Source organism: Occallatibacter savannae (assembly GCF_003131205.1).
Classification (GTDB): Bacteria; Acidobacteriota; Terriglobia; order Terriglobales; family Acidobacteriaceae; genus Telmatobacter; species Telmatobacter savannae.
Window position 1 is genome coordinate 400,936 of record NZ_QFFY01000001.1, and the last position, 26,098, is coordinate 427,033.

The 26,098-nt window shown below is 59.8% G+C and carries 21 protein-coding genes; 12 read left to right on the plus strand and 9 right to left on the minus strand.

What is annotated here, in order from left to right:
• Positions 1 to 411: 411 nt before the first annotated feature.
• Positions 412 to 1,764: a GGDEF domain-containing protein gene (locus tag DHV10_RS01760; RefSeq protein ID WP_162601118.1), complete on the minus strand. Its 1,353-nt coding sequence runs from the start codon at positions 1,762 to 1,764 to the stop codon at positions 412 to 414.
• Positions 1,765 to 2,097: 333 nt separating this feature from the next.
• Between DHV10_RS01760 and DHV10_RS01765 the strand changes: the two genes are divergently transcribed.
• Together DHV10_RS01765 and DHV10_RS01770 are read left to right on the plus strand one after the other, a co-directional pair.
• The gene (locus DHV10_RS01765) at positions 2,098 to 2,508 is read left to right on the plus strand and encodes a hypothetical protein (RefSeq protein WP_109484596.1); all 411 of its coding nucleotides are present in this window, start codon (positions 2,098 to 2,100) and stop codon (positions 2,506 to 2,508) included.
• Between the two features lie 186 nt (positions 2,509 to 2,694).
• Complete coding sequence (locus DHV10_RS01770; protein ID WP_162601119.1) at positions 2,695 to 2,949, plus strand: hypothetical protein; 255 nt, start codon at positions 2,695 to 2,697, stop codon at positions 2,947 to 2,949.
• A gap of 34 nt (positions 2,950 to 2,983) precedes the next feature.
• Here DHV10_RS01770 and DHV10_RS01775 read toward each other — a convergent pair whose 3' ends face one another.
• The 3 genes from DHV10_RS01775 to murA form a co-directional block, all read right to left on the minus strand.
• Complete coding sequence (locus DHV10_RS01775) at positions 2,984 to 3,565, minus strand: hypothetical protein (RefSeq protein ID WP_109484598.1); 582 nt, start codon at positions 3,563 to 3,565, stop codon at positions 2,984 to 2,986.
• Between the two features lie 144 nt (positions 3,566 to 3,709).
• Positions 3,710 to 5,236, minus strand: coding sequence for a phytoene desaturase family protein (locus DHV10_RS01780; protein WP_109484599.1), 1,527 nt, complete (start codon positions 5,234 to 5,236; stop codon positions 3,710 to 3,712).
• Between the two features lie 295 nt (positions 5,237 to 5,531).
• Complete coding sequence (gene murA, locus DHV10_RS01785; RefSeq protein ID WP_109484600.1) at positions 5,532 to 6,809, minus strand: UDP-N-acetylglucosamine 1-carboxyvinyltransferase; 1,278 nt, start codon at positions 6,807 to 6,809, stop codon at positions 5,532 to 5,534.
• A gap of 158 nt (positions 6,810 to 6,967) precedes the next feature.
• Here murA and DHV10_RS01790 point away from each other — a divergent pair, with 158 nt between their 5' ends.
• Positions 6,968 to 7,285, plus strand: coding sequence for a polyhydroxyalkanoic acid system family protein (locus DHV10_RS01790; RefSeq protein WP_109484601.1), 318 nt, complete (start codon positions 6,968 to 6,970; stop codon positions 7,283 to 7,285).
• A 72-nt stretch (positions 7,286 to 7,357) separates the two neighbouring features.
• The gene (locus DHV10_RS01795) at positions 7,358 to 8,005 is read left to right on the plus strand and encodes a dihydrofolate reductase family protein (protein ID WP_109484602.1); all 648 of its coding nucleotides are present in this window, start codon (positions 7,358 to 7,360) and stop codon (positions 8,003 to 8,005) included.
• A 70-nt stretch (positions 8,006 to 8,075) separates the two neighbouring features.
• Here DHV10_RS01795 and DHV10_RS01800 read toward each other — a convergent pair whose 3' ends face one another.
• From DHV10_RS01800 to DHV10_RS01810, 3 genes are all read right to left on the minus strand, one after another.
• Entirely contained in the window at positions 8,076 to 10,538 is a 2,463-nt protein-coding gene (locus DHV10_RS01800; protein WP_109484603.1) for a serine/threonine-protein kinase, read from the minus strand.
• Between the two features lie 449 nt (positions 10,539 to 10,987).
• Positions 10,988 to 11,968: an N-acetylmuramic acid 6-phosphate etherase gene (gene murQ / locus DHV10_RS01805; protein ID WP_109484604.1), complete on the minus strand. Its 981-nt coding sequence runs from the start codon at positions 11,966 to 11,968 to the stop codon at positions 10,988 to 10,990.
• A gap of 100 nt (positions 11,969 to 12,068) precedes the next feature.
• Positions 12,069 to 13,196 (minus strand): serine hydrolase domain-containing protein, encoded by a 1,128-nt coding sequence (locus DHV10_RS01810; RefSeq protein WP_109484605.1) that lies wholly within the window; start codon positions 13,194 to 13,196, stop codon positions 12,069 to 12,071.
• Positions 13,197 to 13,256: 60 nt separating this feature from the next.
• Between DHV10_RS01810 and DHV10_RS01815 the strand changes: the two genes are divergently transcribed.
• The 6 genes from DHV10_RS01815 to DHV10_RS01840 all read left to right on the plus strand — a co-directional run bounded on the left by DHV10_RS01815 (position 13,257) and on the right by DHV10_RS01840 (position 20,958).
• Positions 13,257 to 14,201 (plus strand): TraB/TrbI/VirB10 family type IV secretion system protein, encoded by a 945-nt coding sequence (locus DHV10_RS01815; protein WP_109484606.1) that lies wholly within the window; start codon positions 13,257 to 13,259, stop codon positions 14,199 to 14,201.
• A gap of 47 nt (positions 14,202 to 14,248) precedes the next feature.
• Positions 14,249 to 14,857, plus strand: a complete 609-nt coding sequence (gene lepB / locus DHV10_RS01820) for a signal peptidase I (RefSeq protein ID WP_109484607.1) — start codon at positions 14,249 to 14,251, stop codon at positions 14,855 to 14,857.
• An 80-nt stretch (positions 14,858 to 14,937) separates the two neighbouring features.
• The gene (gene carA, locus DHV10_RS01825; protein WP_109484608.1) at positions 14,938 to 16,071 is read left to right on the plus strand and encodes a glutamine-hydrolyzing carbamoyl-phosphate synthase small subunit; all 1,134 of its coding nucleotides are present in this window, start codon (positions 14,938 to 14,940) and stop codon (positions 16,069 to 16,071) included.
• Positions 16,072 to 16,151: 80 nt separating this feature from the next.
• A complete protein-coding gene (locus DHV10_RS01830; RefSeq protein WP_162601120.1) occupies positions 16,152 to 16,556 on the plus strand; it encodes a carboxypeptidase-like regulatory domain-containing protein in 405 nt (134 codons plus the stop codon).
• 19 nt (positions 16,557 to 16,575) lie between these two features.
• Positions 16,576 to 19,893, plus strand: coding sequence for a carbamoyl-phosphate synthase large subunit (gene carB / locus DHV10_RS01835; RefSeq protein WP_109484610.1), 3,318 nt, complete (start codon positions 16,576 to 16,578; stop codon positions 19,891 to 19,893).
• 9 nt (positions 19,894 to 19,902) lie between these two features.
• Positions 19,903 to 20,958 carry a dihydrodipicolinate synthase family protein gene (locus DHV10_RS01840; RefSeq protein ID WP_109484611.1) on the plus strand — a complete coding sequence of 352 codons (1,056 nt, stop codon included), beginning with the start codon at positions 19,903 to 19,905 and terminating at the stop codon, positions 20,956 to 20,958.
• Positions 20,959 to 21,142: 184 nt separating this feature from the next.
• Here the strand turns inward: DHV10_RS01840 and DHV10_RS01845 are convergent, their stop codons facing one another.
• Both DHV10_RS01845 and miaB read right to left on the minus strand, forming a co-directional pair.
• Positions 21,143 to 21,631, minus strand: coding sequence for a bifunctional nuclease family protein (locus DHV10_RS01845; protein WP_109484612.1), 489 nt, complete (start codon positions 21,629 to 21,631; stop codon positions 21,143 to 21,145).
• Positions 21,632 to 21,649: 18 nt separating this feature from the next.
• Positions 21,650 to 22,969 carry a tRNA (N6-isopentenyl adenosine(37)-C2)-methylthiotransferase MiaB gene (gene miaB, locus DHV10_RS01850; protein WP_109484613.1) on the minus strand — a complete coding sequence of 440 codons (1,320 nt, stop codon included), beginning with the start codon at positions 22,967 to 22,969 and terminating at the stop codon, positions 21,650 to 21,652.
• Between the two features lie 248 nt (positions 22,970 to 23,217).
• Between miaB and DHV10_RS01855 the strand changes: the two genes are divergently transcribed.
• Together DHV10_RS01855 and DHV10_RS01860 are read left to right on the plus strand one after the other, a co-directional pair.
• Positions 23,218 to 23,628: a VOC family protein gene (locus DHV10_RS01855; RefSeq protein ID WP_109484614.1), complete on the plus strand. Its 411-nt coding sequence runs from the start codon at positions 23,218 to 23,220 to the stop codon at positions 23,626 to 23,628.
• 27 nt (positions 23,629 to 23,655) lie between these two features.
• Positions 23,656 to 26,094 (plus strand): ABC transporter permease, encoded by a 2,439-nt coding sequence (locus DHV10_RS01860; protein ID WP_109484615.1) that lies wholly within the window; start codon positions 23,656 to 23,658, stop codon positions 26,092 to 26,094.
• Positions 26,095 to 26,098: the final 4 nt, after the last annotated feature.

A 26,098-nucleotide genomic window follows, 5' to 3' on the forward strand; every position in this document is an offset into this window, starting at 1 on the left:
GTTGCGCGCCAAAGCTCTGGACCGAACCTGCATCCAAGCTCCAGGAATGCCCATCAGGCTTCCAGAGGAGAACAAGATATGGCTGATCAGAAGAAGTGCGCGCATCCGGCGTGTTCGTGCATGACCGACAAGAAATATTGCAGCACCTATTGCGAGAACCATAAAGATACCGCGGAAATCGCCTGCGAGTGCGGCCACCCAGGGTGCAGGGGCGACATTGCCAAGTAATGCAGATTGATTGTTGTTGACTGCGCGCGCCTGCCTTGGGATTCAATGCGCACGAGGCCGGCGCTGGCGCAGCGCGGCTGCCGAATGCCGCGGCTATGGCCGTCTGAATGGTGATTGCGGCACTCAGCAGCCTTCCGTCGGCCCAATGCCGGCCCCCTTAAAGAGGGGCTTTAGCCCCGAAATCTAACCCCTCGGCGCATGCGCCGCCATCTTGAACCCCGCGCTCTCTCCGCCGCGCGACTCACTCGGCCGTTCCGACCGCACCGGCATCCGATCGCCCTCCGCGTCGCGCGACTCGTTCTTCGTGTCGTACATCCGCAGATCCGCCGCGATGCACAGCGACTCAATATCGTCCGCGTCATCCGGAAACACCGCCACTCCGATGCTTGCTCCAACCTGCACCGTGCTGTCCCCAATCTGCAGCGGTTCCAGCAGCATCTCCATCAGCGACTTCGCCACCAGCTTCGCGTTCGAGCGGTTCGTCGGCTCTTCCAGAATCAGCGAGAACTCATCGCCGCCCGTGCGCGCCACCGTGTCCGAGCGGCGCACGCGGCTTGAGAAAACCTCGCTCACCTTCTTTAGCAGCAGATCGCCCGCATGATGTCCAAGCGTGTCATTCACCTGCTTGAAGTGGTTGAGATCGACCACAAGCAGTGCCGCCTTCGATTCCATGCGTCGCGCCCGCTCCAGCGACAGCGCCAGCCGGTCGAGGAACAGCCTCCGGTTCGGTAACCCCGTCAACTCATCGTGCAGCGCAAGGTACTTGTTGTGCTCGATCTGGTCTTCCAGCAGCAGCAGAATCATTCCTACTGCCACCACATACTTCGGAAGGTTCCACACTTCGTTCTCAAACTTCGCACTCGGCACGAGCAAGTCAATGAAGGGGCCCACGGCAAACACGCCAGCCCATCCCAGGAACCCGACAATGCTGATCAGTGAACCCGCGCTCCCACGCCCGCGGTAGCTATACCAGACGTGTACACAACATCCCAGGTACACCGTGAACAGAACTCCATTCACGCCCAGCATCAGGCCATTTCCCGGCCGATTCTGAACAGCCAGCAGGAACACCGACAGCATGCAGTAGAGCCCCACCAGAATCCACCGCAGCACGTGTGTGAAGCTTCGCCGCGCCCCCAGGGCTATAGCCAGGGGCGCAGCCCCAAACAGCACCGCGGCCACATTCAACGCCCACGCAGCGGGATGCTCGAACCCGGCAAGCACCACGTACAGAGTGTTGGTCGCGAGAAGCGAACCAAGCATCAGCTGGCTCGATCGCTCAATGCGATAGGGCACTGACGCCCACATAAAAAGTACGCCGGCCGCTGTCAGGCTCGCGGTCCCGATGTCACCGACAAAATCGCCCCAGAACCCTGGCGTTGACTCAAAAATGGAGGCAGCGAAGTGCAGCGCGATCAGCACCCACCCCATCAGCCAGTGCCGTGAGGTCGAGGTCGGCCCACGCCGCGCCACCGACGCAAACGCGCACGTAAGCGCAACTATGGCCGCCAGATCCGGTAATTTGCTCCAGTCCACCAAGGGGAAGACCTCAATGCAACTATGGTGACTCCAATTCTAGTTGCGTTTCCAGTTTTGACTGTTCCCTGTAACCCTTTCGTTGTATGGCGAACTGGGTTCACACGAAACTTGCGTAATCTTGCCCTGCCACCGAAACCATTGAACCTTTGGAAAACCTGGTCGAAACTAAGACGGTTCATGCCTGAAGGCGCACGGCTCCGCGCATATGCGTCTCGGAAGCAGGAAGCTTCAGGGCACGACTTTAAGAGCCTGCCCTGAGCGAAGCCGAAGGGTGCCGGGGAAGGCCAAATAAAATCCGGGGCTTCAGCCCCTGAGAACTGAACTCACGAAATGGCAGCCAGCTTATACATCGTCGTGGAAGGGGAAGATCCGGGCTTTGACATCTTCGTCAACGGCCACGCCCTGGCGCGTAATGAAGACGCCCTCGAACGCCTAGCCGACTCGCTCGGCGTCTCGCCTTTGCTTCAGTTCTTCTCCGCCGACGAGAACTCGATGTGCGTCCTGCTCGAGCAGGGTGCCGGAGATCCCGACTGGGCCTATCACCTGCCTCGCCCGCAATGGTTCGATCCCGCAGACGGCCTCGCCACCGTCCGCGCCCTGCTTCGGTACATCTCTCAATCGCCCGTCGCCTTCGGATCAGAAACGCAGCCCATCCTTCTCGAACTTCGCGAGTACGAAACCGTCCTCGCCAAAACAGAAAAGCACCATCTCCGCTGGCACCTCGCCGTCAGCTGGCGCTAGAAGCGTCAGGGCACGACTTCACAGCTTGCTGCAAAAGTCCGAAAAGGCTGGGTTTGAAAAGGCACAGATCTATCTGCGCCCATAAGGGATGCAAATAGCGCGCGGCTTTAGCCGCTGCGGGACGCAGAATTTGCCTTCTCATCGCCGGGACTTGCCCGGCTGCTCGTCGCCCGGAACGGAAACCCCTTGGCACGCATCTCTAACTGCATGACGCGTTGTGCTGACTACGACAGGCTCTCTTCTCAGGTCGCTCAGACCCTCGCCAAACTCTCCCAACTCACAACGCAGCAGGCCGATCTACTTCTGCGCGGCGATTTCGCCGGCTGCAAGATGCTCGACCGCGAAGTGGAACTCACGCTGGGCGAGAAGGAGCGCGGTATTGGAGCGCTGGGTCAGCACATGACGGAACATAAGTGCCACAAACAAGCTGACGAAGATTAGTGAGCAGCCGCTGCGCCTTTAAACAGCAGGAAGTTCAATCCGCCTTCGGCGCACTCCCCGGCGCTGTCCTCGTACCTTTCAAATCGATCTGCCCCGTCGTCACATGCGCATGCAGCCGGAACTCGCCATCTTTCGTCGACTCTGAAACCCCGCGAAAGAATCCGCCCTTGTTCGCGTTGTACATCGGCGCATTCACCTGCCCGATACTCACCGACGCCTCCACGCTGCGGTAATTCCAGTTGTGGTTCGTGATCGTAATCTGCCCCGCGCCAACAGCAACGTCTTTATCGCCCGCGACCTGCTCCACCTTCACCTCACCCGCGAACATGCGAACCATCAGGCCCGTCTTCTTCGGAACTTCGATGCGAATCTGCGGGCCGTTTTCGTGGCGCAGATGCTCGCCTTCAATCTTGAGCTTGCCTCCGGTCGCATTCGGCCAGAAGCGAAGACGGATGTGAGCTGCTATGTCTCCATCACCGTGGCGGGAGTCGCACGTGACGTGAATCTGCTCGTCATCGCTGCCCACAATCTCAAGACCAGCAGGGCGCGACGCAATCTCCAGCAGCGATCTGGCATGGAAGGGAACCGTCAGCGCCTGGTCGCAGGTGACACTCACGGTCTGCGCAGAGGCGGCAACCGCGCAGCATAATACCGCTCCTGATAGGGCAACAGGAACTCTCATACAGCTGACTACGTCACAGCCGCCGAGTTTGTTCCCGGCTTAATCCGTTGCTGCAATCTGAAAGCTGACGGCTGAGAGCTATCCTTTAGCCGCCGTCAGCTGCCCATGCACTTCCGGCTCAATCTCAAACGCCACACGATCCCTCTTGCAGATCGCCTTGATCGCCGGCCTCGCCGTCATCGGTCCAGATGGCAGCCCGCCTCCCGGCATGATCCATTGCCCGATCAGAAAGAAGTGATCGAGCCCAGGCAGCGTATTCGGATAGGGCTTGATGCCCGCTCCGGGCGGCATGATCCAGCCTTCCTGCGATCCCTTCCAGTTGCCCGTATAGCGAATGACGGTCGCAGGCGTCGAAACGTCCATCACTTCAATCGATCGCCGTATCCCCGGAAGATGCCCTTCAAGTACGTCGATCACCACCTCAGCCACGCGCGCTTTCTCGGCTCGATAGCCCTGCGGGTCCTCGCTGCGCAGCTTCTCCCAGTACTCGTAATTGCGTGTCGGCAGAATCGACGTGACCGCAGTCTTCCCCGCGGGCGCAGAGGTCGGATCGAAGTGGAAGAACCGGAATCCCACGCTGCTCAACTCCGTTCCCGGATCAATGACGATCGGCGAACCGAGCACCCGCGTCAGCATCGCCGGCTGCTCCTTCAGATCACGAGCAATGCCCAGTGATACCTGCAGGTACGAAGCAAACGTCTCGGACTCCGCGTAGATCTTCCCAATCGTGTCGTTCACATATCGGCCTCCCAGCATCTCGTAGATCGTCGCGTGCCCGTCGGCAGCGGAGATCACCCAGTCCGCCGGAATCGCCTCCCCTCCGACGAGCTGCACCCCGATCGCGCGGTCCTCCTCCACAATCACGCGCTCCACTCGCGCATTGAAGCGGATCGTTCCTCCCAATTCAGCGATCTTCTCTTCGAACAGCCGGATGAGTGCCTGCGACCCGCCGATGCAGTATCCCGCGTCGTGATTGTTCATCCACGCCAGCGACAGCACCATCGCGAGAGCCGTCAGCTTGCCCATATCGCCCGTTGCAAAGAACCCCCGCAGAAGGGGATCGGCAAAGCGAGCCCCGTACTCCTTGCCGCTCATCTTGCCCAGCTTCATCAGCAGCGGCATCACCGGAACATCGCGCAGCATATTGAGCCAATTCTCTGCGATGCCGCCCGCCGGATCCAGCAGCTTGAATTTTCCGAACGTGCGGATCGCATGGATGAAGTCGTGAATAGCGTCGATATCCTGCGGAGCGCGCCGCAGCAGCTCTGCTTCCAGCATGTCCGCGTTCGTATACATCCGCAGGGTATCGCCGTCTTCGGTTTCGATCCGCACGAACTCATGCGGGTCTACGAAGGTCAGTTTGTCCAGATCGACCAGCTCCTTCCAAACCTGGTTGAACTCGCCATCCGGCTTCGATCCGATCAGCCAGTGCAGGCAGGTCTCGAACGTGTACGGGCCGCGGCGCCAGCTCATCGCCAGGCCTCCCGCCATATCGTGCATTTCCAGCACCTCGACCTCATAGCCGCACTTCAGTGCGTACACGGCCGCGCTCAGTCCCGCGATGCCTCCGCCAATAATGACGATCTTTTTGCCGTTGCGCTTCATGGCCGCGATCCTCCTCGCCGCCGCCGATCGCGCAGCACAGGCATCCAGCCCGACAACGAAAGAACAGGGAAATGCCTGCGCAGGATTCACGCGCGCAGACCGCCGGCAGATCAGCCGTGGATCATAGCGCCACTCCTGCACACCAGCCGTGATACAGGTCACGATCTGAAGTGAGCAGTTGTTGGGCAACACGCAGAATAAACGAGTCGTTCCGCCCCCTGATAAAGAGCCTCGATGCGCAGCCGATCCAAGCTCCCGGCTACTGGCTACCGGCTACTAGCCGATAGCTGCTCTCTCACCCAAACACATTCCCCATCCGCCGGATCTGCGCGCCCACGCTCTCCAGCTTCTGCTCGATGCGCTCATACCCTCGATCCATGTGGTACACGCGATCCAGAATCGACTCGCCATCCGCCACCAGCGCCGCCAGCACCAGCGAAGCCGACGCCCTCAGATCTGAGCACATCACCGCTGCAGCCGACAGCGGAGATGGCCCGCGCACTGTCGCTGTCCGTCCGTCCACCTTGATGTTCGCTCCCATGCGCACCAGCTCCTGCACGTGCATGAAGCGGTTCTCAAAAATGTTCTCCTTGATGATGCTCACGCCATCGGCCTGCGTCGCCAGCGCCATGTACTGCGCCTGCATGTCGGTCGGAAATCCCGGATACTCCTCCGTAGAAATATCGGCAGCTCTCAACTTGCCTTCGCTTCGCACCCGTATGCTTTCCTTGTCCACAATCTCGGTCTTCGCACCCGCCTCATCGAGCTTCGAAATCACCGCGCCCAGGTGATCCGGATTGCAATCCGCCACCGTGATATCCCCGCCCGTAATCGCACCCGCGATCAAAAACGTTCCTGCTTCGATCCGGTCCGGATTGATCCGGTAATTCGCACCACCCAGCTTCGTAACACCCTGCACGCGAATCGTCGCCGTCCCCGCGCCTTCGATCTTCGCTCCCATCGCCGTCAGCAGCGCCGCTAAATCGCACACCTCCGGCTCGCGTGCGCAATTCTCCATCAGTGTCTCGCCTTCGGCCAGCACCGCGGCCATCAGAAGATCCTCAGTACCCGTCACTGTAATCTTGTCGAACACGATGTGCGCGCCTCTCAGTCTGTCTGCGCGCGCCTCCAGATATCCATGCTCCTGCGCAATCGTCGCCCCCATTTTTTCCAGACCCTTGATGTGCAGGTCGATCGGCCTTCCTCCAATTGCGCAGCCCCCCGGCATCGCCACCCGCGCCATACCCGCCCGCGCCACCAGCGGTCCCAGCACTAGCGAACTCGCGCGCATCGTCTTCACGATCTCGTATTTCGCCTCGGGACTCGACAGTGTACGAAAGTTGATCCGCGTCCGGTGATCGGCGGCGCCAGTCCCAAGCTCAACCTCCGCCCCCATCGCCACCAGCAGCTTCCGTTCCGTCTCGATATCGCGCACCGCCGGAATGTTCTCGAGCACAACCTCTTCATCCGTCAGAATCGCCGCCGCCATGCACGGCAGGGCAGAGTTCTTCGCCCCCGACACCCGTACCGTTCCCACCAGCGGGTTCCCGCCGCGAATCACAAATTTATCCATACCGGCTTCTCTCGCTCCGTTTCCTCTCAGTGTACTTGCGTCCTGCGCTCCGGCCGGCGCGCCAGCCGGCTCAGGTGCGTTCCGCATCAAAACATGAAACTCTGGACGTGTCCGCAAGGATTGTCAGAGGCGAAGCCATACCGACAGAATGGAGAACCATGCGCATCACTGTTCCGCACAACCGTCCGAAAGAAGAGATCGTGCAGGCCGTTAATCGCTCGTTCGACGATCTGTTCAAAGGCATCGGAGGCATTCCGCTGCAGATCACGAATGAGACCAGGAGATGGTCGGGCAACAGAATGGACTTCGCCTTCGACGCGAAGATGGGCTTCATGGGCTCGCCCATCAAAGGCTTCGTCGACGTAACCGACAGGGACCTCACCATCGACGCAGATCTCGGCTGGCTTGAAAAGCTCTTTCCTGCCAAGCAGGCGCAAGCCGCGCTTGAGGGCCGCGTCAAAGGCCTTCTCAAATAAATCAGCGGGCGCCGATGCCTCCCGCTTCACGATCCCCATCACCTCGCGAGAAAATGGAAACGGAGAACAGTCATGTCCAAAGTGCGCGTCGCAGGATTCGGAATCTCACTGGATGGCTTCGGCGCCGGTCCCGACCAGAGCCTCAACAATCCGCTCGGCAAACGCGGCACGGAACTGTTCCAGTGGTTCTTTCATACCCGGACTTTCTGCTCCATGATTGGAAAAGAAGGCGGCACCGCCGGCGACGTCGACGATCAGTTTGCCCATCGTGCGATGGACAACTTCGGCGCGTTCGTCCTCGGCCGCAACATGTTCGGCCCCGTGCGCGGCCCCTGGCCCGACGACTCCTGGAAAGGCTGGTGGGGCACCAACCCGCCATACCATGCGCCCACCTTTATCCTCACGCACCACGCACGCGAGCCCATCGTCATGGAAGGCGGCACGACCTTCTACTTCGTCACAGGCGGCATCGAAGAGGCGCTCCATCGCGCCAAAGAAGCTGCGGGCTCCAAAGACGTGAAGATTGGCGGCGGCGTCTCCACGATCCGCCAGTACCTTCAGGCCGGCCTCATCGACTCGCTTCATCTCGTCTCCGCGCCTGTATTTCTGGGCAGCGGCGAATCCCTCTTCCACGGCTTGGACTTGTCCGCCCTCGGCTATTCGGTAACGAGCCGCCAGCCCTCCGAACACGGAACGCACCTGATTCTCGAGAAAGCGTGATCGCAATCCCGAAAGCTCCTCGCATCTGACCGCGGCCACCACGCTCCGCACCGGTTGCGAGGAGCATCTCCTACTTCAAGCTGCCCGCAAACTGATCCCACTCCGGCTTGAACTCGCTCATGAAACGATCGTATTCCGGGCTCCCAACAAGCTTCTTCAAACTGGGGTTGTCATGGAACAGAGGGTAATTCGGCATTCCGATCTGTGAAGTGCGCCGCAGCCACAGCACCGCCTCATGCGGCTTTCCCATCTCCGCATACGCGCACGCAATCAAGAATGCAGCATGATGGAAATGATCCGTCGACTTGCCCAGCTTGATTGCCTGCTCAATCTCTGCCTCCGCCTTCGTATGATTGCCTTCAGACGCGTACAGCACGGCTCGCACTGCAGGGAAGTCCACAGGCGAGCGGAAATCACTCGGCCCAGGCGCAGCCAATTCCTCCAGAAGATCCCATGCCTGCTGACGCCGCCCCAGATACAGCAGCGGAATCGTCTCTTCTGTCGCCTTGATGTTGTACCGCTGATAGTTCTGCAGCGACTCTTCGAAACGCCCCGCTTGCCATAGCGCCCTGCTCAACCGGTACTTCGCAGGATCGTCCAGCGGATCCAATCGAAGCGCCGTCCTGTACTCTTCAATCGCTTCGTCATGCAGGCCCGCGTGCGTTAGCTCCGATCCCAGCACCTGGTGCGTCGCGCCGTCGTTCGGGTTCAGCGCAATGGCCTTTCGGTAATTTACGACGGAGTTCACGATGTCGAACGCGTGGAGATGGTTATAGTAGAGGCTTCCGCGAACGACGTAGGCCTCTGGAACATTCGGATTGAGAGCGATCGCCTTGCTCAGAGCAATCATCGCCTTCTCGTCTTCCTCTTTGCCGCCGCCCAATCCGAAGATCCGTTCCTCGTATGCCGCCGCAACCGCGACATATGCCTGTGCAAACCCAGGGTCGAGTCTTACCGCCTCCTCGGCAGCAGAGAGAGCCCTCTCGTTGTCGGCTTTAATGGCCAGACCGGTTTTGTGAAGGTACCTGGATCGGAGATATGCGTCGTAAGCGCCGGCGTTGTGGGTCGGCAAGGTATCCAGCGTGTGCGCCTCAGTCTGACTGAGCGTCACGTGAATCCCCTCCGCGATTGCCCGCGCAATCTCGCGCTGAAGTTTAAGCACGTCTTCATCGCTTCGCTCATAGCTCTCAGCCCAGAGGTTTCGGTCCGTGCCGACATCCGTCAATCGCGCCGTAATCCGCACCTTTCCGCCGTAGCGCGCCACCGAGCCCTCCAGCACCGACTCAACTCCCAACTCCTGCGCCACCTCTCGCAGCGGCTTCGCCGTTCCGCGGTAATGCATCGCGGCCGACTCTGAGATCACGCGGAGATCGCCCGACTGCCCGCCAAGCTGCGCTAGGCTTGTCGTCAACTCGTCCGTCATTCCATCCACAAAGTAGTCCTGCGATGCGTCTCCCGTGCGATTCACCAGCGGAAGCACCGCCAGCGATCGCACGCCGGGCGTACTCGCCGTACTCCGTCCTCCCCGCCATTTCTCCCGTGCGGAAAACGCCACAATCCCTGCGATCAGAAGCGCGGCGATCAAGGACCATCGCCAACTGAAGATGAATCCGGATCGTGCCTGTACCATGGGTTTCGCTTCTGAGTCGGTGCTCATCGCGCCAGACGCTGCACCTCGTTGCAGGCGTTTCAGGTCTGCGCGAATCTCGGAGGCGTGCTGATACCGAAGCGCGGGATCCTTCTCCAGCGCTTTGTCGATCACCGCCTGCAGTTGCGGCGGAATCTTCGCATTCACCGCGACCGCCGGAACCGGCGCCTTGTTCAAGATGGCGTCAAAAATCAGCCCCATGCTTTGCCCCTGAAAAGGCAAGGTTCCCGTCACCATCTCGTAAAGGACAACCCCGAACGAGAACAGATCGCTCCTCGCGTCGAGTTCGCTGCCGCGCACCTGTTCAGGCGACATATACGACACCGTTCCCAGCACCGTGCCCGGAACCGTCAGGTGATCGTCGCAGATCGTGGTGTCATCCGATGCCGCAGCCACGCGATTCTCGCTGGACGATTTCGCCAGCCCGAAGTCCAGGATTTTGGCGTTTCCCCGGCTGGTTACGAAAATGTTTGCCGGCTTGATGTCGCGATGGACGACCCCTGCCGTGTGCGCGGCGTCGAGTGCGTCGCAGATCTCGATAGCGAGCTGCACCACGGCCTCGAGGTCGAGATTGCCTCGCACGATGCGCTCACGCAGCGTAGAGCCCTCCAGGAACTCCATCGCAATGAACACGCGTTCGCCGGCTTCGCTGATCTCGTAAATCGTGCAGATATTCGGGTGATTCAGGGCCGACGCAGTTCTGGCTTCCCGGCGAAAGCGTCTGACCGCTTGCGGATCCCTGGAGATGTCGTCAGGCAGAAACTTCAGAGCAACAAATCGCTCGAGGCGCGTATCGCGTGCCTTGAAGACCTGGCCCATGCCACCCGAGCCGATCGGGCCGAGCAGCTCATAGGGACCTGCAGTTGTACCTGGCTCAATGGGCATGGACGCCGCAAGGGGACGGAGATGGCCAATTATAGCCGAGAGCCTTTTCGCGCCGATTCTCGAGACGTCAAGCGGACGTCGCTGCGCTACCGCCTAAATTGCTGATTCGCAAAGCAAAAAACAAGCAGCTCGTTTTGCAGTCTAATTCGCTGATTCCGGCATACTGGATTCATGCTGCCACTCTGCCCAAGCTGCGAACGTCCCGCGAGACTCATCACCGCTCTTCGGGTAGCTGAGGGCCAGCTAACTCCTTTGGGAAGGAACACTTATGGCTAAACTCAATTGAGAGATACACTTACCGGGGACCCTCTGCCGCAAGCTGAAGAAACCAGAGCACTTGTTTACAAGCAGTATGGGGAGGGGGGCGGGGGGCATGGTGCAACAAAACAGCGCACGCGCCGGTCTATTCGCTTCACTCGTGGCTATTTCGACGAGCAGGGAATTAGAAGCTAGAGTTCGAGAACGTTGTCCTCGATCGCCAGCCGCACGTTGCCGTCCGACTTGGCCAGACGTCGCACCGCTTCAGGCTTGTCCACCTTTGCCTTTAGCATCACCAGCGCCACCGGCACGCTTCGTCCCGCGCTCTTGATCGTCTGCACTGCGGTCTCACGATCGATGTTGCAGGCCCGCATCAGGATGCGGATTCCGCGCTCCACCAGCTTCGAGTTCTGCATGTGCACGTTCACCATCAGGTTCTCGTACACATACCCGAGCCGCGTCATCGCGCCCGTCGTGATCATGTTCAGGATCATCTTCTGCGCACTGGCAGCCTTCATGCGCGTCGATCCCGAAATGACCTCGGGACCAACCTCGGCCACGATGGCAATGTCCGCCGCGCCGGCGATCGGCGTGCCCTGGTTGCAGGTCACAGCCGCCGTGAACGCTCCGCGAGCCCTCGCGTATGCAGTTGCGGACACAACATAAGGAGTCCGGCCGGAAGCAGAGAGGCCGATAACGACGTCCTTCCGGGTCGGCCGGCGCCGCGCGATGTCGCGCTGGCCAAGCTCCTCGGAATCTTCATTCACCTCAACGGCAGAAGCGAGCGCCTTTGGCCCGCCGGCCATGATGTATTGAACCTGGCCCGGAGCAGTTGAGTAAGTCGGAGGACACTCCGAAGCATCCAGTGCCGCAATCCGTCCGCTCGATCCGGCTCCTATATAGATGAGCCGTCCGCCGTCGCGCAGGGAGCGCGCAACATGGTCGATGACCTGGGCGATTTCAGGGATAGCCTTCTTGACCGCCGCCGCAACCTTGGCATCCTCGTGGTTGATGATGCGGGCAATCTCCAGCGCCGACTTCGTGTCAAAGCCCTGCGAAGCTTCATTCTGGCTTTCAGTTGTCAGGTGCTGGAGTAGGGAAGCCGGGTCCGTTTTAGCTTCCTCTTTTCCGTGGGCGCCGGCGCCTTCGTGCGTCGTCGTACTCGTTAACATCAAAGTCTGTCCCCACAATCTATTGTATCTGCAATCACGGCAAGAGACTCACAATTCTGCTCGGGCCCATTGTCACTTTAATGTCATGGAGCCAAACCAGTTAGAGGGATTCACGTAGCGCATCATGGAACGCGGGCCGAACCTGTTTGATCGCTTGGCTCTTGCGGTCAGGCCATGTCCGGTTCGTCAGAAGCACCGCCGCAACCTGCGCCTCCAGATCGATCCACAGCGAACATCCGCTATAGCCGAGATGCCCAATCGATTTACTTGAGAAGAATCTCCCGGCCGACGATCCCGAAGGCGATGGTGTATCCCATCCCAGCGCCTGCGAACTCCCTGCAGGTGTCTGACGTTGCGAAAACAGTTCTATCGTCTCTCGCTTAAAAATTCCTGAACTCCCGTGGTACGAGTCCAGAATGCCGCCCGCAAACCGCAACAGGTCCGGAACATTGGAGAACACCCCCGCATGCCCCGCAACGCCGTCCAGCACCCACGCATTCTCGTCCTGCACCTCGCCCTGAATCCTCCGCCGGCGAAACGTCTCATCAATCTCCGTCGGCGGAATCCGCTCCCACCGCGGTCGCGCCGGCCGGTAGCAACTCGCCTTCATCCCCAGCGGCTCGAAGATCTCCTTCCGCGCCGCCGCGGAAAGCGACTCGCGGTTCAGTATCTCCAGAGCCTTCCCCAGCAGAATGAACCCCGGATCCGAGTACTCAAACCGCTCTCCCGGCGCCGCCTCAATCGGCAGCGCGAGACAAGCCCGAAACAGCCCCGACGCCGTGAGTTCCTTCCGAAAGAACTCCACATATCCCGGCAGCCCGGAGTTATGTGCCAGCAGATTCCGCAGCGTCACTCGCCGCGCCAGCTCCGAATTGGCCCGCCCAATCACGAACCCCGGCAGCAACTCACCGACCGGCATATCCAGCTGCAGTTCACCCCGCTCAAACAGCGTCATTGCGATGGCAGTTGTCGCCACCACCTTCGTCACGCTGGCGACGTCGAACACCGTCTCCGGCTCCACCGCCGGAGCATCCGGTTCATACGTGAAGCTGCCCAGCGCATCCGAGAGCACCATCCGCCCTCCCGCCATCGCTCCAAAGGCGCATCCCGGAAACGCGCGAGCGTCGATCGCGTCCTGCAGTACTCTGTACACCTTCGCGAAGCTGCCGCCCGCGCTCGGCTTCGCTTCTGCCCTGGAATCCGGCTCTGTCCCGATCGTGTCCATCATCTTCGGCTCCAAAGACTGTGAATGTAGCGTACCCTGAATCAAGAACTCCGGGAAAAGAGAATGAGCAGCTATCCTTGGCGCAAAACCGTCCGTCTATGCCTAGTAGAGGAAGTGGAGGACGCAATGCGGCTGGCTAGAGCCTTCGTGTTCATCACTGCTGCAGCAGCGCTCGGCGTTACGCCGCATCGCGCCGTTGCCCAGTCTCCCGCAGACGCAGCCGCAACCGACAAAGCCGGTCAGCCATCGCCACCCGCACAGTCGGCAGCCGCTCCCAATGCCTCGCCCACGCCCGCCAAAAAGACCTACACCGTTCCGGCAGGCACCAAGGTTCTGCTCCAGCTCCGCAGCTCCGTGAACACCAGAAGCGCGAGGCCCGGCGACGGCGTCTATCTCTCCTCCACCTTCCCGGTCGTCGTTGGAAACCGCGTCCTCATTCCAGCCGGCGTCTTCGTCCAGGGTGTCGTCGACCGCGTCGAGCGCGCCGGACACGTCCGAGGCAAAGCCCAGCTCGACATGCACTTCACCTCGATGATCTTCCCCAACGGCTCCGTCGTCGAAATTCCCGGAGTCGTCAACGGCCTCCCCGGCGCCAGCAAGCAGCAGGTGAAGAATGGCGAAGGAACCATCGAACAAGATAAAGACAAAACGCGTAATGCAGGGAAGACCGCGGAAGTCGCGATTCCGACCGGAGGCACCATCGGCTCTGTCGCCGGGCTCGGTTCCGGTCACGCTGTCGCTGGCGGATTCGGCGGTGTTGGTGCTGGACTGGCCGCAGTCGGTCTGGTCTCGCTGTTCACGCGCGGAGCCGACGTCAACATTGAAGCAGGCAGTCAGGTGGAGATGGTTTTCCAACGACCGATGATTCTGGAAGAGGCAAACCTCGCGGAAGGAGTTGCGCCCGGCGCTGCTCCGGCCATGGTGCCCTCCGCCGACCAGCCGCGGCGATTGGAGAAGCCCATCAAGCCTGCAGTTTTCTGCCCTCCCGGAAGTTTGGGTTGCAGCTGAGCGGTTTTGCAGTCAATTAAGTGAGAAAGCGTAAAGTCTAAGTAGAGATGTCGATCGAACCTGAAAACTCACAACTACCCGGCCCACCCCCCTCTGATGTTGCCGCTCCAGCCGCGCAAACCGCGCCGCCGCGTTCCGCAGCCCTGGAAGGCGGCCTCGGTCTTTGGGTCCGCGATCTGTTGATCTCGGCAGCGGTTTCGATCCTCATCATTCTGTTCCTGTATCAGCCCGTTCGCGTCGAAGGCACCAGCATGCTGCCGCGTCTTGAAGATCACGACCGGCTCTTCATCAACAAGTTTGTCTATCACATCACTTCCATTGAACGCGGAGATGTCGTTGTCTTCCACTATCCCCGCGATCCGGAAAAGAGCTACATCAAGCGCGTCATCGCGCTCCCCGGGGACAGGCTCCGCATCGATCACGGCCAAGTCTTCGTCAACGGCAAAGCCCTCACCGAGAACTACGTCCCTGACATGTATCGCGACACGCGCTCTTACGCCAACACCGTGATTCCAGACGACTGCTACTTCGTCATGGGCGATCACCGCTCCATCTCGTCCGACAGCAGGGAATTCGGCGTTGTCGAGCGCGACCTCATCTACGGCAAAGCCGTTTTCGTCTACTGGCCCGCCCGCGATGTGGGCGAAGTGAAATGAATTCGCACTGTCTTTTCCACGTCACACAATCATCCCGCCAAACCTGCTAAAATCTATTGAATCCACTCCTCGGAGAGGCGATGCAGGCGATCCTTGCGCTCGAAGACGGGCGCATCTTCCGCGGCGAGGGCTACGGGCACCCGGGCGAATGCCAGGGCGAAGTGGTCTTCAATACTTCCCTAACTGGCTATCAGGAAATCGCTACCGATCCCTCCTACGCCGGTCAAATCGTCGTTCTTACAAATCCGCAGATCGGCAACTACGGAACAAATCAGGCCGACAACGAGGCCAGCAAGCCCTTCATCGAGGGCCTGATCGTCCGTGAGTTCTCTGCGATCAGTTCCAATTGGCGCTCGGAACAGGTCACCGACGAATACATGGAACGCTACTCGGTTCCTGTCCTCGCGGAGATCGACACGCGCGCTCTCGTTCGCCATTTGCGCACGCACGGCGTGATGCGCGGCGTGATTTCGACGACCGAAACCGATACCGACAAGCTCGTTCAGCGTGCCCGCTCCATCCGCAAGATGGACGGAACCGATCTGGCGAAAGTCGTATCGACAAAGACCAGCTACACGTTCAACACCGATGACAGCCGCAATCAATCAGGCGATCCGCTGCTGCCCGGCTGCGAAGAGAAACCTGCTCTGCACGTCGTCGCCTACGACTTCGGCATCAAGCAGAACATTCTGCGCATGCTCACGCGCGAGTGCTGCAACGTCACCGTCGTTCCTGCGGAGACCAGCGCTGCCGACGTGCTCGCTCTTAAGCCCGATGGAGTGTTTCTCTCCAACGGTCCCGGCGATCCCGAGCCCGTCGACTACGCCGTTCGCGCCATTCGCGACATGATCGGCCGCGTCCCAGTCTTCGGCATCTGCCTCGGTCATCAGCTCTGCGGGCTCGCTCTCGGAGGCAAGACCTACAAGCTCAAGTTCGGCCACCACGGCGGCAATCACCCGGTACGCAACAACGCCACCGGCAAAGTCGAGATCACGGCGCACAATCACAACTTTGCCGTCGATCCCGAATCGATCAACGCCAACGACATTGAACTGACGCACGTTGATCTGAACGACAACACGCTCGAAGGCCTGCGCCACAAATCGCTGCCGCTCTTCAGCGTGCAGTACCACCCTGAAGCTGCTCCGGGCCCGCACGATTCGCACTACCTCTTCCGCGACTTCCGCAATCTTATGGAGGAGTGGAAAGGATGAATTTTGTCGCAAGCAGAATCTTCGGCATTCCAAGACAGCGGGGCTTTTGGCTCCGCTGTTTTTTGAGTGCAGCGATCCTGTTGGCGATCTCAACGCTCTCGTGCTCGGCGCAACTCGACATCCCCAAACCCGAGCGCCTCACACACGTCGAAGGTATCGTCGTAGATCCCGCCGGCCATCCAGCAGCGGACCTCTCCGTAAAGCTGCTTCGCGACGACAAGTCCGTAGCAGAGACCCGCACAGACACAGCGGGCGAATTCGAGTTTGAACACGTTCCCTCAGGCCAGTACACATTCCGCATCGACAGATCGCACTTCGCACCAGCAGCCCGCGACATCGTAGTAACAGACGAAATCGTCACCCATCTCGAACGCAAAAAGCTCTACGTAATCCTCGGCCCCGGCGCATGCCAGGACGAATGCTCCGCCGTGCTGACGAGCAAACGCGACTTCGATCGAACCATTCGCAAAAACAATCGACATTGATTTAGGAACCACGAGAACAATGCCACGCAGAAATGACATCCAGAAGATTCTTGTGATCGGCTCCGGCCCGATCGTGATCGGCCAGTCCGCCGAGTTCGACTACTCCGGCACGCAGGCCTGCAAGGCCCTCAAGCAGGAAGGATTCGAAGTCGTGCTGGTGAACTCCAATCCCGCCACAATCATGACCGATCCCGAACTCGCCGACCGCACCTACATCGAGCCGCTTACCCGCAAGTACGTCGAAGAGATCATCCGGCTTGAGAGCGAGATGCTCCCCGCCGGTTCCGGCAAGTTCGCATTGCTTCCCACCGTCGGCGGCCAGACTGCATTGAACCTCGCCGTCGACCTCGCCGACTCCGGCGTTCTCGATCGCTACAACGTCGAACTCATCGGCGCTAAGCTCGAGCCCATCAAGAAGGCCGAAGACCGTCTCCTCTTCAAAGACGCAATGATCCGCATCGGCCTCGACGTCGCGAAATCAGCGCTGGTGAACAATCTCCGCGACGGTCTCGACTTCGCCGGCAAAATAGGATTCCCGGTCCTCATTCGTCCCAGCTTCACCCTCGGCGGCTCCGGCGGCGGCATCGCCTATAACCGCGAAGAGTTGATGGAAATTCTTGCCCGCGGTCTCGATCTCTCTCCCGTGCACGAGTGCCTCATTGAAGAAAGCATCCTCGGCTGGAAAGAATTCGAGCTCGAGGTCATGCGCGATCTTGCCGACAACGTCATCATCATCTGCTCCATCGAAAACTTCGATCCCATGGGCGTTCACACCGGCGACTCCATCACCGTCGCCCCCGCCCAGACCCTCACCGATCGCGAATATCAGAAGATGCGCGACGCAGCCCTCGCCGTCATGCGCGAGATCGGCGTCGAGACAGGCGGATCGAACGTGCAGTTCGCCATCAATCCTGCCAACGGCCGCATGATCGTCATCGAGATGAACCCTCGCGTCTCGCGATCTTCCGCACTCGCGTCCAAGGCCACCGGCTTCCCGATCGCCAAAATCGCTGCCAAGCTTGCTGTCGGCTACACGCTTGACGAAATTCCCAACGACATCACCCGCAAGACTCCAGCCTGCTTCGAGCCCACCATCGACTACGTCGTGGTCAAGATTCCCAAGTGGCAGTTCGAAAAATTTCCAGGCGCAGACGACACGCTCGGGCCGCAGATGAAGTCCGTCGGCGAAGTCATGGCCATGGGCCGCACCTTCAAAGAGGCACTCATGAAAGCCTGGCGCGCCCTCGAAACCGGCAAGAAGACCGGCAGTGAAGTCCTCGAGCCCCGCCGTCTGACGCAAATGCTCGTCACACCCAAGCCCGAACGCCTCGGCTACGTCCGCTTCGCATTCGAGCGCGGCATGAGCGTCCGCGAAGTCGCGCGTCTCACTGGCATGGATCCGTGGTTCCTCCATCAGCTCCGCGAAGTCACCCTCGCCCAGCAATCGCTGCACGACATCTCGCCGGACGCGATCACAACCGAGCACCTTCGCAAGCTGAAGCGCTACGGTCTCAGCGACGAGCGCATCGCAACCGAGTGGAAGCTGGAAGGCCACGACGGCATCAAGCAGGTAAGGGAACTGCGCGAGCAGAAGGGAATCCGCCCCGTCTTCAAACTCGTCGATACCTGCGCCGCCGAATTCGAATCCATGACGCCGTACCTCTACTCGACCTACGACGAAGAGGACGAGGCGCCACCGACCAACAAGAAGAAGATCATCATCCTCGGTTCCGGTCCCAACCGCATCGGGCAGGGAATCGAGTTCGACTACTGCTGCTGCCATGCGGCCTTCGCTCTCAAAGACGACGGCTACGAGACCATCATGGTCAACTGCAACCCCGAGACCGTCTCCACCGACTACGACACCAGCGACCGCCTCTACTTCGAACCGCTGGTCCTCGAAGACGTCCTTGCCGTCTACAACCACGAGGCGCAGTCAGGCGCCAAGATCGGCATGATCGTCCAGTTCGGCGGCCAGACACCGCTGAACCTCGCCCAGCGGCTTCTCTCAGCCGGCGTTCCCATCATCGGCACCTCGCCTGATTCCATCGACCTCGCCGAAGACCGCAAACGATTCGGCAAGCTCCTCGAAGACCTCAAAATCCCGCAGCCTGCCGGCGGCACAGCCACCAGCGTTGATCAGGCTCTCGCCGTCGCCGAGCGCATCGGCTACCCCGTGCTCGTGCGCCCCAGTTATGTCTTAGGCGGTCGCGCGATGGTCATCGCCTACGACGCGCAGGAAGTATCCGCCTACATGAAGCAGGCCGTCGAGTACTCGCAGGAGCGCCCGGTTCTCGTCGACCACTTCCTCGAAAACGCAGTCGAAGTCGACGTCGACGCGCTTTGCGATTCCGAAGACGTCATCATCGCCGGTATCATGCAGCACATCGAAGAAGCCGGCATCCACTCCGGCGACTCCTCCTGCGTGCTCCCAGCCGTCAGCATCCGCGAAGAGACACTGAACACCATCCGCAACTACACCCGCAAGCTGGCCCTGGCGCTCAAGGTCGTCGGCCTCGTCAACCTCCAGTTCGCCATTCAGCGCGACAGCAACGGACAAGACCACGTCTACGTCATCGAGGTAAATCCGCGCGCCTCGCGAACCGTCCCCTACGTCTCGAAAGCCACCGGCATCCCGCTCGCCAAAATCGGCTCCCGCCTGATGACCGGCCGCAAGCTCCGAGAACTTCTTCCAGAACAGTTGGCCTCCGGCAAGGACCTTGAAGTCGGAGATCATTACTACGTCAAGTCGCCTGTATTCCCCTGGAACAAATTTGCAGGTGTCGACACTGTCCTCGGCCCGGAGATGAAGTCCACCGGTGAAGTCATGGGTGTGGCCGAGACTTTCGGCGAAGCGTTCGCCAAAGCTCAACTCTCCGCAGGCCAGATCCTCCCATCGCGCGGCACGGTCTTTTTCACGGTCAACGACCACGACAAGCCCGTCGCCGTCGAGCTTGCAAAGCGCTTCGTCCATCTCGGATTCCAGATCATCGCCACTGAGGGCACGGCCAACGTCCTCGAACGCGCCGGCCTCACCGTCGAGCGCGTCTTCAAAGTCAAAGAAGGCCGCCCCAATGTTGTCGACCTCATCAAGGGCGATCGCATTCACCTCATCATCAACACGCCGCGCGGCCAGGACACCTTCTTCGACGAGAAGGCGATTCGTCGCGCCGCCGTTCTGGCGCGTGTCCCCACGATTACAACCATCGCCGCCGCACAGGCAGCCGTGGAGGGAATCGAAGCCATGCAGCAACAGGCAACTACGGTCTACGCGCTGCAGAATCTGCACGCAGCCAGGAAAGAGCCGGCGGGAAGGGAAGCAAGTTCCCTCGCCTAAAATGAAAGCATGCTGATCGAAGGCGTTTTCGCGGCCGTCACCACGCCGTTCTATCCCGACGAGCGTGTCTACTATCGCAAGCTCGAAGCGAATATCGCGCGATATTCGCGCTCGCTGATTGCCGGAATGGTCGTCCTAGGGTCCACAGGCGAAGCACCGGCCCTCGACGACACCGAAACCAAAGAGGTCCTTCGCACCGCAGCCGAAGCGGCGGCTCCCGAGAAAGTCCTCATCGCCGGAGTCAATCGCGAAAGCCTCCGCTCCGTCCTCGAACTCGCCGAAGTAGCCGCCAAGGCCCAGTACGACGCCGTCCTGGTCCGAACACCCACCTACTATTCGACGCAGATGACGCCGGACGTCGTCGCAAACTACTTCAGAGCCGTCGCCGACCGCTCGCCTTTGCCCGTCATCCTCTACAACATCCCTCGCTGCGTCCCATACCAGATTCCCGTAGAGATGGTGGCCGAACTCGCTCAGCACCCCAACATCATCGCCATCAAGGACTCGAGCGGCAGCCTCGAACGCATCAAGGGCATCGTTGAAGCCACGAAGTCCGTCCTGAAGCGAACCGTCACCGTTACGCCCATCTTCGAAGCCGTCACCGGTCGCATGCTCAAGCAAGCCATCGCTCAACCGTCGACCTTCGTCCCGGCCGCCGACCTCGCCGGAGGTCCAGCCCTTGCAGTCGCGCCGCCCGTACCGGCCTTGAAGACCCGCACAAAGGAAGTCGGCTTTCAGGTCCTCACCGGCTCCGCCTCCATCATCCTGCCGTCTCTCGAAGCCGGAGCCTCCGGAGCCATCCTTGGCTTCGGCGCCTGCGCACCCGAGGCCTGCTACGAGGTCTACTTCGCCTGGAAGGAACGCGACCCCGCGCTCGCCGCCGAAAAGCAGAACCGCATCGCCGAAGCCAGTACCCGCATTACCGCCGGGCTGGGCATTGCCGGCGTCAAGTACGCCTGCGACTTCAATGGCTACTACGGTGGCTACCCCCGCCTGCCGCTCCTGCCACTCACCGCCGCCCAAAAGGCCGAGGTCGAAACACTCCTGGCCGAAATCAGAAACTAAGGCCCAGCAGCGTGGAGACACTCCAAGTTCCGCGATATCAGTAATGTCCGATAACAGATATTCTGTAATGCAGAAGTAAACTACGAAGAGTCAACCGCACGTGGTTGCTCTTAAAGCAGATCGGGCCGCGCACCAAGCACGGCCCTTCCCTTCGAGCGACTCCAGCAAAACTCACCCAGCAACCCTACATCTTGTACCGCCCCAGATCCTCGTCGTTCAATCCTTCCAACCATCCGCGCAGTTCCTCGGCTGTCGGACCTTCCGGCGGCCCGGACATGTTCAGCTTTGCCGTCTGCATCACGTGCTCTGATACGTAGATCGGACAATCAGCCCGCAGCGCCAGCGCTAGAGCGTCCGAAGGCCGCGCGTCCAGCGTAATCAGCTCGCCATCCTGACGCAGCCACAGCACTGCAAAGAAAGTGTCGTCCTTAAGCTCAGTAATGACCACCCTTTCCAGCTGGGCGTTCATGTGGCGCATGAGGTTTCGCGCCAGATCGTGCGTCATCGGCCGTGGAGGCGCCACTTTCTCAATCTCGATTGCAATGGCGTTCGCCTCAAAGATCCCCACCCAGATCGGCATCACCGTGTCTGACCCGACGTCCTTGAGCACCACGATCGGCATGTTTGTCGCCGGGTCCATCATCAAGCCGCGAATTCGAACCTCGATGTCCATCGGTCCCTCTCTGCCGGTTTAGACGGCTTCTCCAACCAGACTGTTGGGATGCGTGTTCGTGATCCTCACTTTCAAATACGAACCCGGTGCCGGCGCGATTGGAAGCGAGGTCGTAAAGTTCACAGATTTGTTCTGCGAGCTTCGACCGGCAACCTGGCCCCTGGCAGGATTCATTCCTTCTACCATCACTTCCATCTCTTCGCCTAGATGCTTGGCGTAGTTGATCCTTTGTATCTCTCGCTGTCGTTCAAGCACCACCTGTAACCGGTGTGCCTTCTCAGCCTCAGGAAGCGAATCGATCATCGTCAGCGCCGGCGTATTCGGGCGTCCTGAGTACTTGAATCCGAAGACGCAATCGTACTGCACTTCCTGCAGCAGGTCCATCGTTTCAATGAAGTCGTCCGCAGTCTCGCCCGGAAAACCCACGATGATATCCGTCGACAGAGAGATCTTCCGTTTCGCCGCCTTGATCCAGCTGATCCGCTCCAGGTACCAGTCCGACGTGTACTCCCGAGCCATCATCTTCAGAACGCGCGACGAGCCCGACTGCACCGGCAGATGCACGTGGTCGCATAGTGTTGGGTATGCATCGATGGCCTCCACAATATCGCGCGTGAAATTGCGAGGATGGCTTGTCGTAAATCGAACTCGCCGGATCCCGGGGACCTGCCCTACAGCGGCCAGCAGCTCCGCGAAGTTCAACTTCCCTTCTGGATCCCGATAGCTGTTTACGTTCTGGCCTAGCAGCTGGATCTCCGTGTACCCCTGATCCGCGATCCTGCGTGCCTCTTCCAGCACCGAGCTTGAAGTCCGGCTGCGCTCCTTCCCGCGCGTGTAAGGCACCACGCAGTAGGCGCAGAACTTGTCGCAGCCCTCGATGATGGTGATGTATCCGCGATAAGGATTCTGCCTTGACGTGAACTCGGTCTCGAATGTCTCGTCCGTCTGGCGGTCATCCAGCCCCGTGATCCGGCGCTCTCCAGCTTCAAGCCGGCCCAGCATCTCCGGCAGCTTGCGATAAGACGCCGAACCCGAAACCAGCGAGACGTACGGCGCGCGCTCGAATATCTTCTCGCCTTCCTGCTGCGCCACGCACCCCAGTACTCCAAACCGCTTACCGGCTTTGTAGAGCTTTTTGTAATCGTTCAGTCGATTGAAGACCTTCTGCTCGGCCTTATCGCGGATCGAGCAGGTGTTGTACAGGATCAACCCCGCTTCTTCCTCGGTCTCGACCTTCCGGTAGCCCTCACGGAGCAATGTGCCAATCACCTTCTCCGAGTCATGGGCATTCATCTGGCACCCGAACGTCTCTAGAAAGAAGGTTTTTTCCGGTGCCATAGCACTCCTGAGTATAGAGCATCCGATGTTTCGCGGTCCCCTCGCTCCCGCGCCTGAGGCTCGCATTATGGCCATCGTCCATTTGCGAACAACCGGAAGCAGAATCGCACATTCTGCTCCCTCACTCGTACTCCCCTCTATCGTCATTTCAACAAGATGCGCAATCTGCAACTTGGGCTGGAACGTGCTTTGTAGAACGTCGGAGAAAGAATCCAGCCGGAGCGGCGGATCTTCGGAGCAGTTTCGCCATGGCCATCCAGATTCAGGGTCTTGCACCTCTCGTTCAGGTTTTCGATATGCCTCGATCAATCCACTTTTACAGAGATCTCCTCGGCTTCAAGGTGACGGGCAAGTCCAAGGAAAAATCGCGCGATCCCGACGACGTGGACTGGGCGATGCTCCAGCTCTCCGACGCCACCATCATGCTCAACACCGCCTACGATCCCGAGGAGACACCCGCAAAGCCCGATCCTGCTCGCTGGTCGGGTCACGAGGACACGTGCCTCTACTTCGGCTGCCCCGACATCGACAGCGCCTATCAGCAACTTCTCACTAACGGACTGCGGCCTGACCCGCCCAAGGTCGCCTGGTATGGAATGAAGCAGCTTTACCTCAAAGACCCCGACGGCTTCGGTATCTGTTTTCAATGGTTCGCCTGATCAATCTGGTTCAAAGGAGCGCGCTCGATGACTTCCCTCCTCCAGGACATTCGTTTCGGCATTCGCCAACTCACTAAGATGCCGGGCTTCTCGCTCACGGCAATTGTCTCGCTTGCGCTCGGGATCGGAGCCACCACTGCTGTATTCAGCGTTGTCTACGCAATCCTCCTTGATCCGTATCCGTACAAAGATCCAGAGCGAATGGTTCACATGCGGCTGACGATGCCATCTGGCGAGCTCAACGGCTTCGGCGTCACTGGAACTCAGTGGCAGGAACTCCGTAAGTCTCCAGTCGTTGAAGACTCCTTCATGGAAGACGACTGGAGCCTGACCGTCACCGGCGCGGACCTCCCGGAGAATGTGAACGCCGTCTACCTCACTTCGAACGCGTTCAATTTTCTCGGCGTTCCCATGCCCTTAGGCCGCGGACTCCAGCCCTCCGATGCGATTGATGGCCAGGACCCTGCGCCCGTTGTGGTGCTGTCCCACAAGTTCTGGACGCGCCACTACGCCGCAGACTCCTCGGTGATCGGCAAAACCATTCAGCTCATGCGAAAGAACTACACCATCGTGGGCGTATCTAGCTCGAGATTCACCTGGGGCGATGCCGACGTATACCTTCCTCTCAAAGTCACCGGTGATCAGGTCAAGGGCTATTACGCGGGTGTGCGGCTCAAGCCCGGGATTACGCACAGCCAGGCCGACTCGGCTCTGGAGCCGCTGATCAAGCAGTTCGCGAAAGAGAACCCCAAGCACTTCCCTCCAAATTTCATGCACCTGCATGTCGTCGGACTGAATGAAGACTTTGTAAAACAGCTCGGAGGAACCCTTTACCTGCTTTTCGGCGCAGTCGCATTACTGCTGCTGATCGGCTGTGGCAACGTCTCAATTCTGTTGTTGGCTCGAGCCACAGCGCGCCAGCACGAATTTGCACTTCGCTCAGCAATCGGAGCTAGCAGTAGACGTATCATCGCCCAACTGCTCACGGAGGCCCTGCTCCTGTCCGTCACAGGTGCTTTGTTGGGATTGGCTCTCGCTTACAAAACTGTCGATCTGATCGTCGCGAATCTACCCGAGTTCTCCTTCCCTCATGAAGCCGCGATCCACGTCAATCTCCCGGTCTTGGTGTTCTGCGTCATCGTCGCCGTCAGTACAGGCGTCCTCTTCGGGCTCTGGCCTGCTCTGCAGCTTTCACACCCTGAAGTCAGCCAGATCATGAAGGCGAACACGCGCAAGAGCACCGGCGATGTGCGCGGACGTAAAGCCCACGCCATCCTTATCGGCGGCCAGATCGCGCTGACTCTTCTCATGATGGCCGGGGCCGGCGCCGCGATCGAAGGCTTCCTGAAAGTGGCGAACGTAAATCTCGGCTACGATCCGCACAACATCATGTCCGTCGGAATTCCCATCCACGACGGCACTTACGAAACCTGGCCCAAGCGCGCCGCCTATTTCGAGAAGATGTACGATAAGGTCGCCGCTGTCCCCGGCGTGAAGCTTGCCGCGATCTCAAGCAACGCCACGCCGCCGTCAAACGGCTTTGACGCGCATCTTCAGGTCGTAGGCAAACCAACCGATGCGGACCAGCCCTTCCGCTTCAATATGGTCAGCAAAGATTACTTCCCCGCTCTTCGCATACCTCTTGCGCAGGGCCGAATCTGGGACGAAGCTGAGACGCATCGAGGCGCACCATTGATGGTCGTCAATCAGACCTTCGCCAAGAGATACTTCCCTGCCGGGGATGCAATTGGCAAAGCGGTGAAGGTCATGGAACTGAAACCTCAGCCGCCTTATCTGCTCATCGCACCCGGTGCGGAAAACGGATTTCAAATCGTGGGTATCGTCTCCGACAAACTTGATGACGGTCTGTCAAAGCCGGTTCTGCCGGAAACTTTCGTCCCCTACACGGCAGTGATGGGGATGTACACGCAGATCCTGGTGCGCTCGGACGTGCCCCCGCTCACCCTGCTCCACGCCGTGCGGGTCGCCGTCAATTCGGTCGATTCTGACCAGCAAACGAACGATGACGTTCGCGATCTGGAGCACTGGATTACCCGTCTTCCCGAATACGCGCGCGGACAGTTGGTGGCATGGCTCTTCGGAGCCTTCGCCGCACTCGCGCTGGCGCTTGCATCGGTCGGACTCTACAGCGTGGTGGCGTATACAGTCGTTCAGCGAACTAACGAATTCGGAATCCGTGTCGCGCTCGGCGCAGAGCGTAGTCATGTACTCGGCCTTGTCTTCCGGTCAACGGTTGCCAGCGTGGGCGCCGGTATCATCGCCGGAGTTGTCCTCACAGTGACATTGAACAAAGTGATGGCCAGCTGGTCGGCTGAGAGCGTTCGCGATCCGGGGCTGTTGATCGGGGCGACTCTCACGCTCTCTGTGGTCGCAACTCTGGCGTCCATTCTGCCCGCGTGGCGGGCAGCTCGAGTCAATCCCATGGTGGCGATCCGCTATGAATGATTTT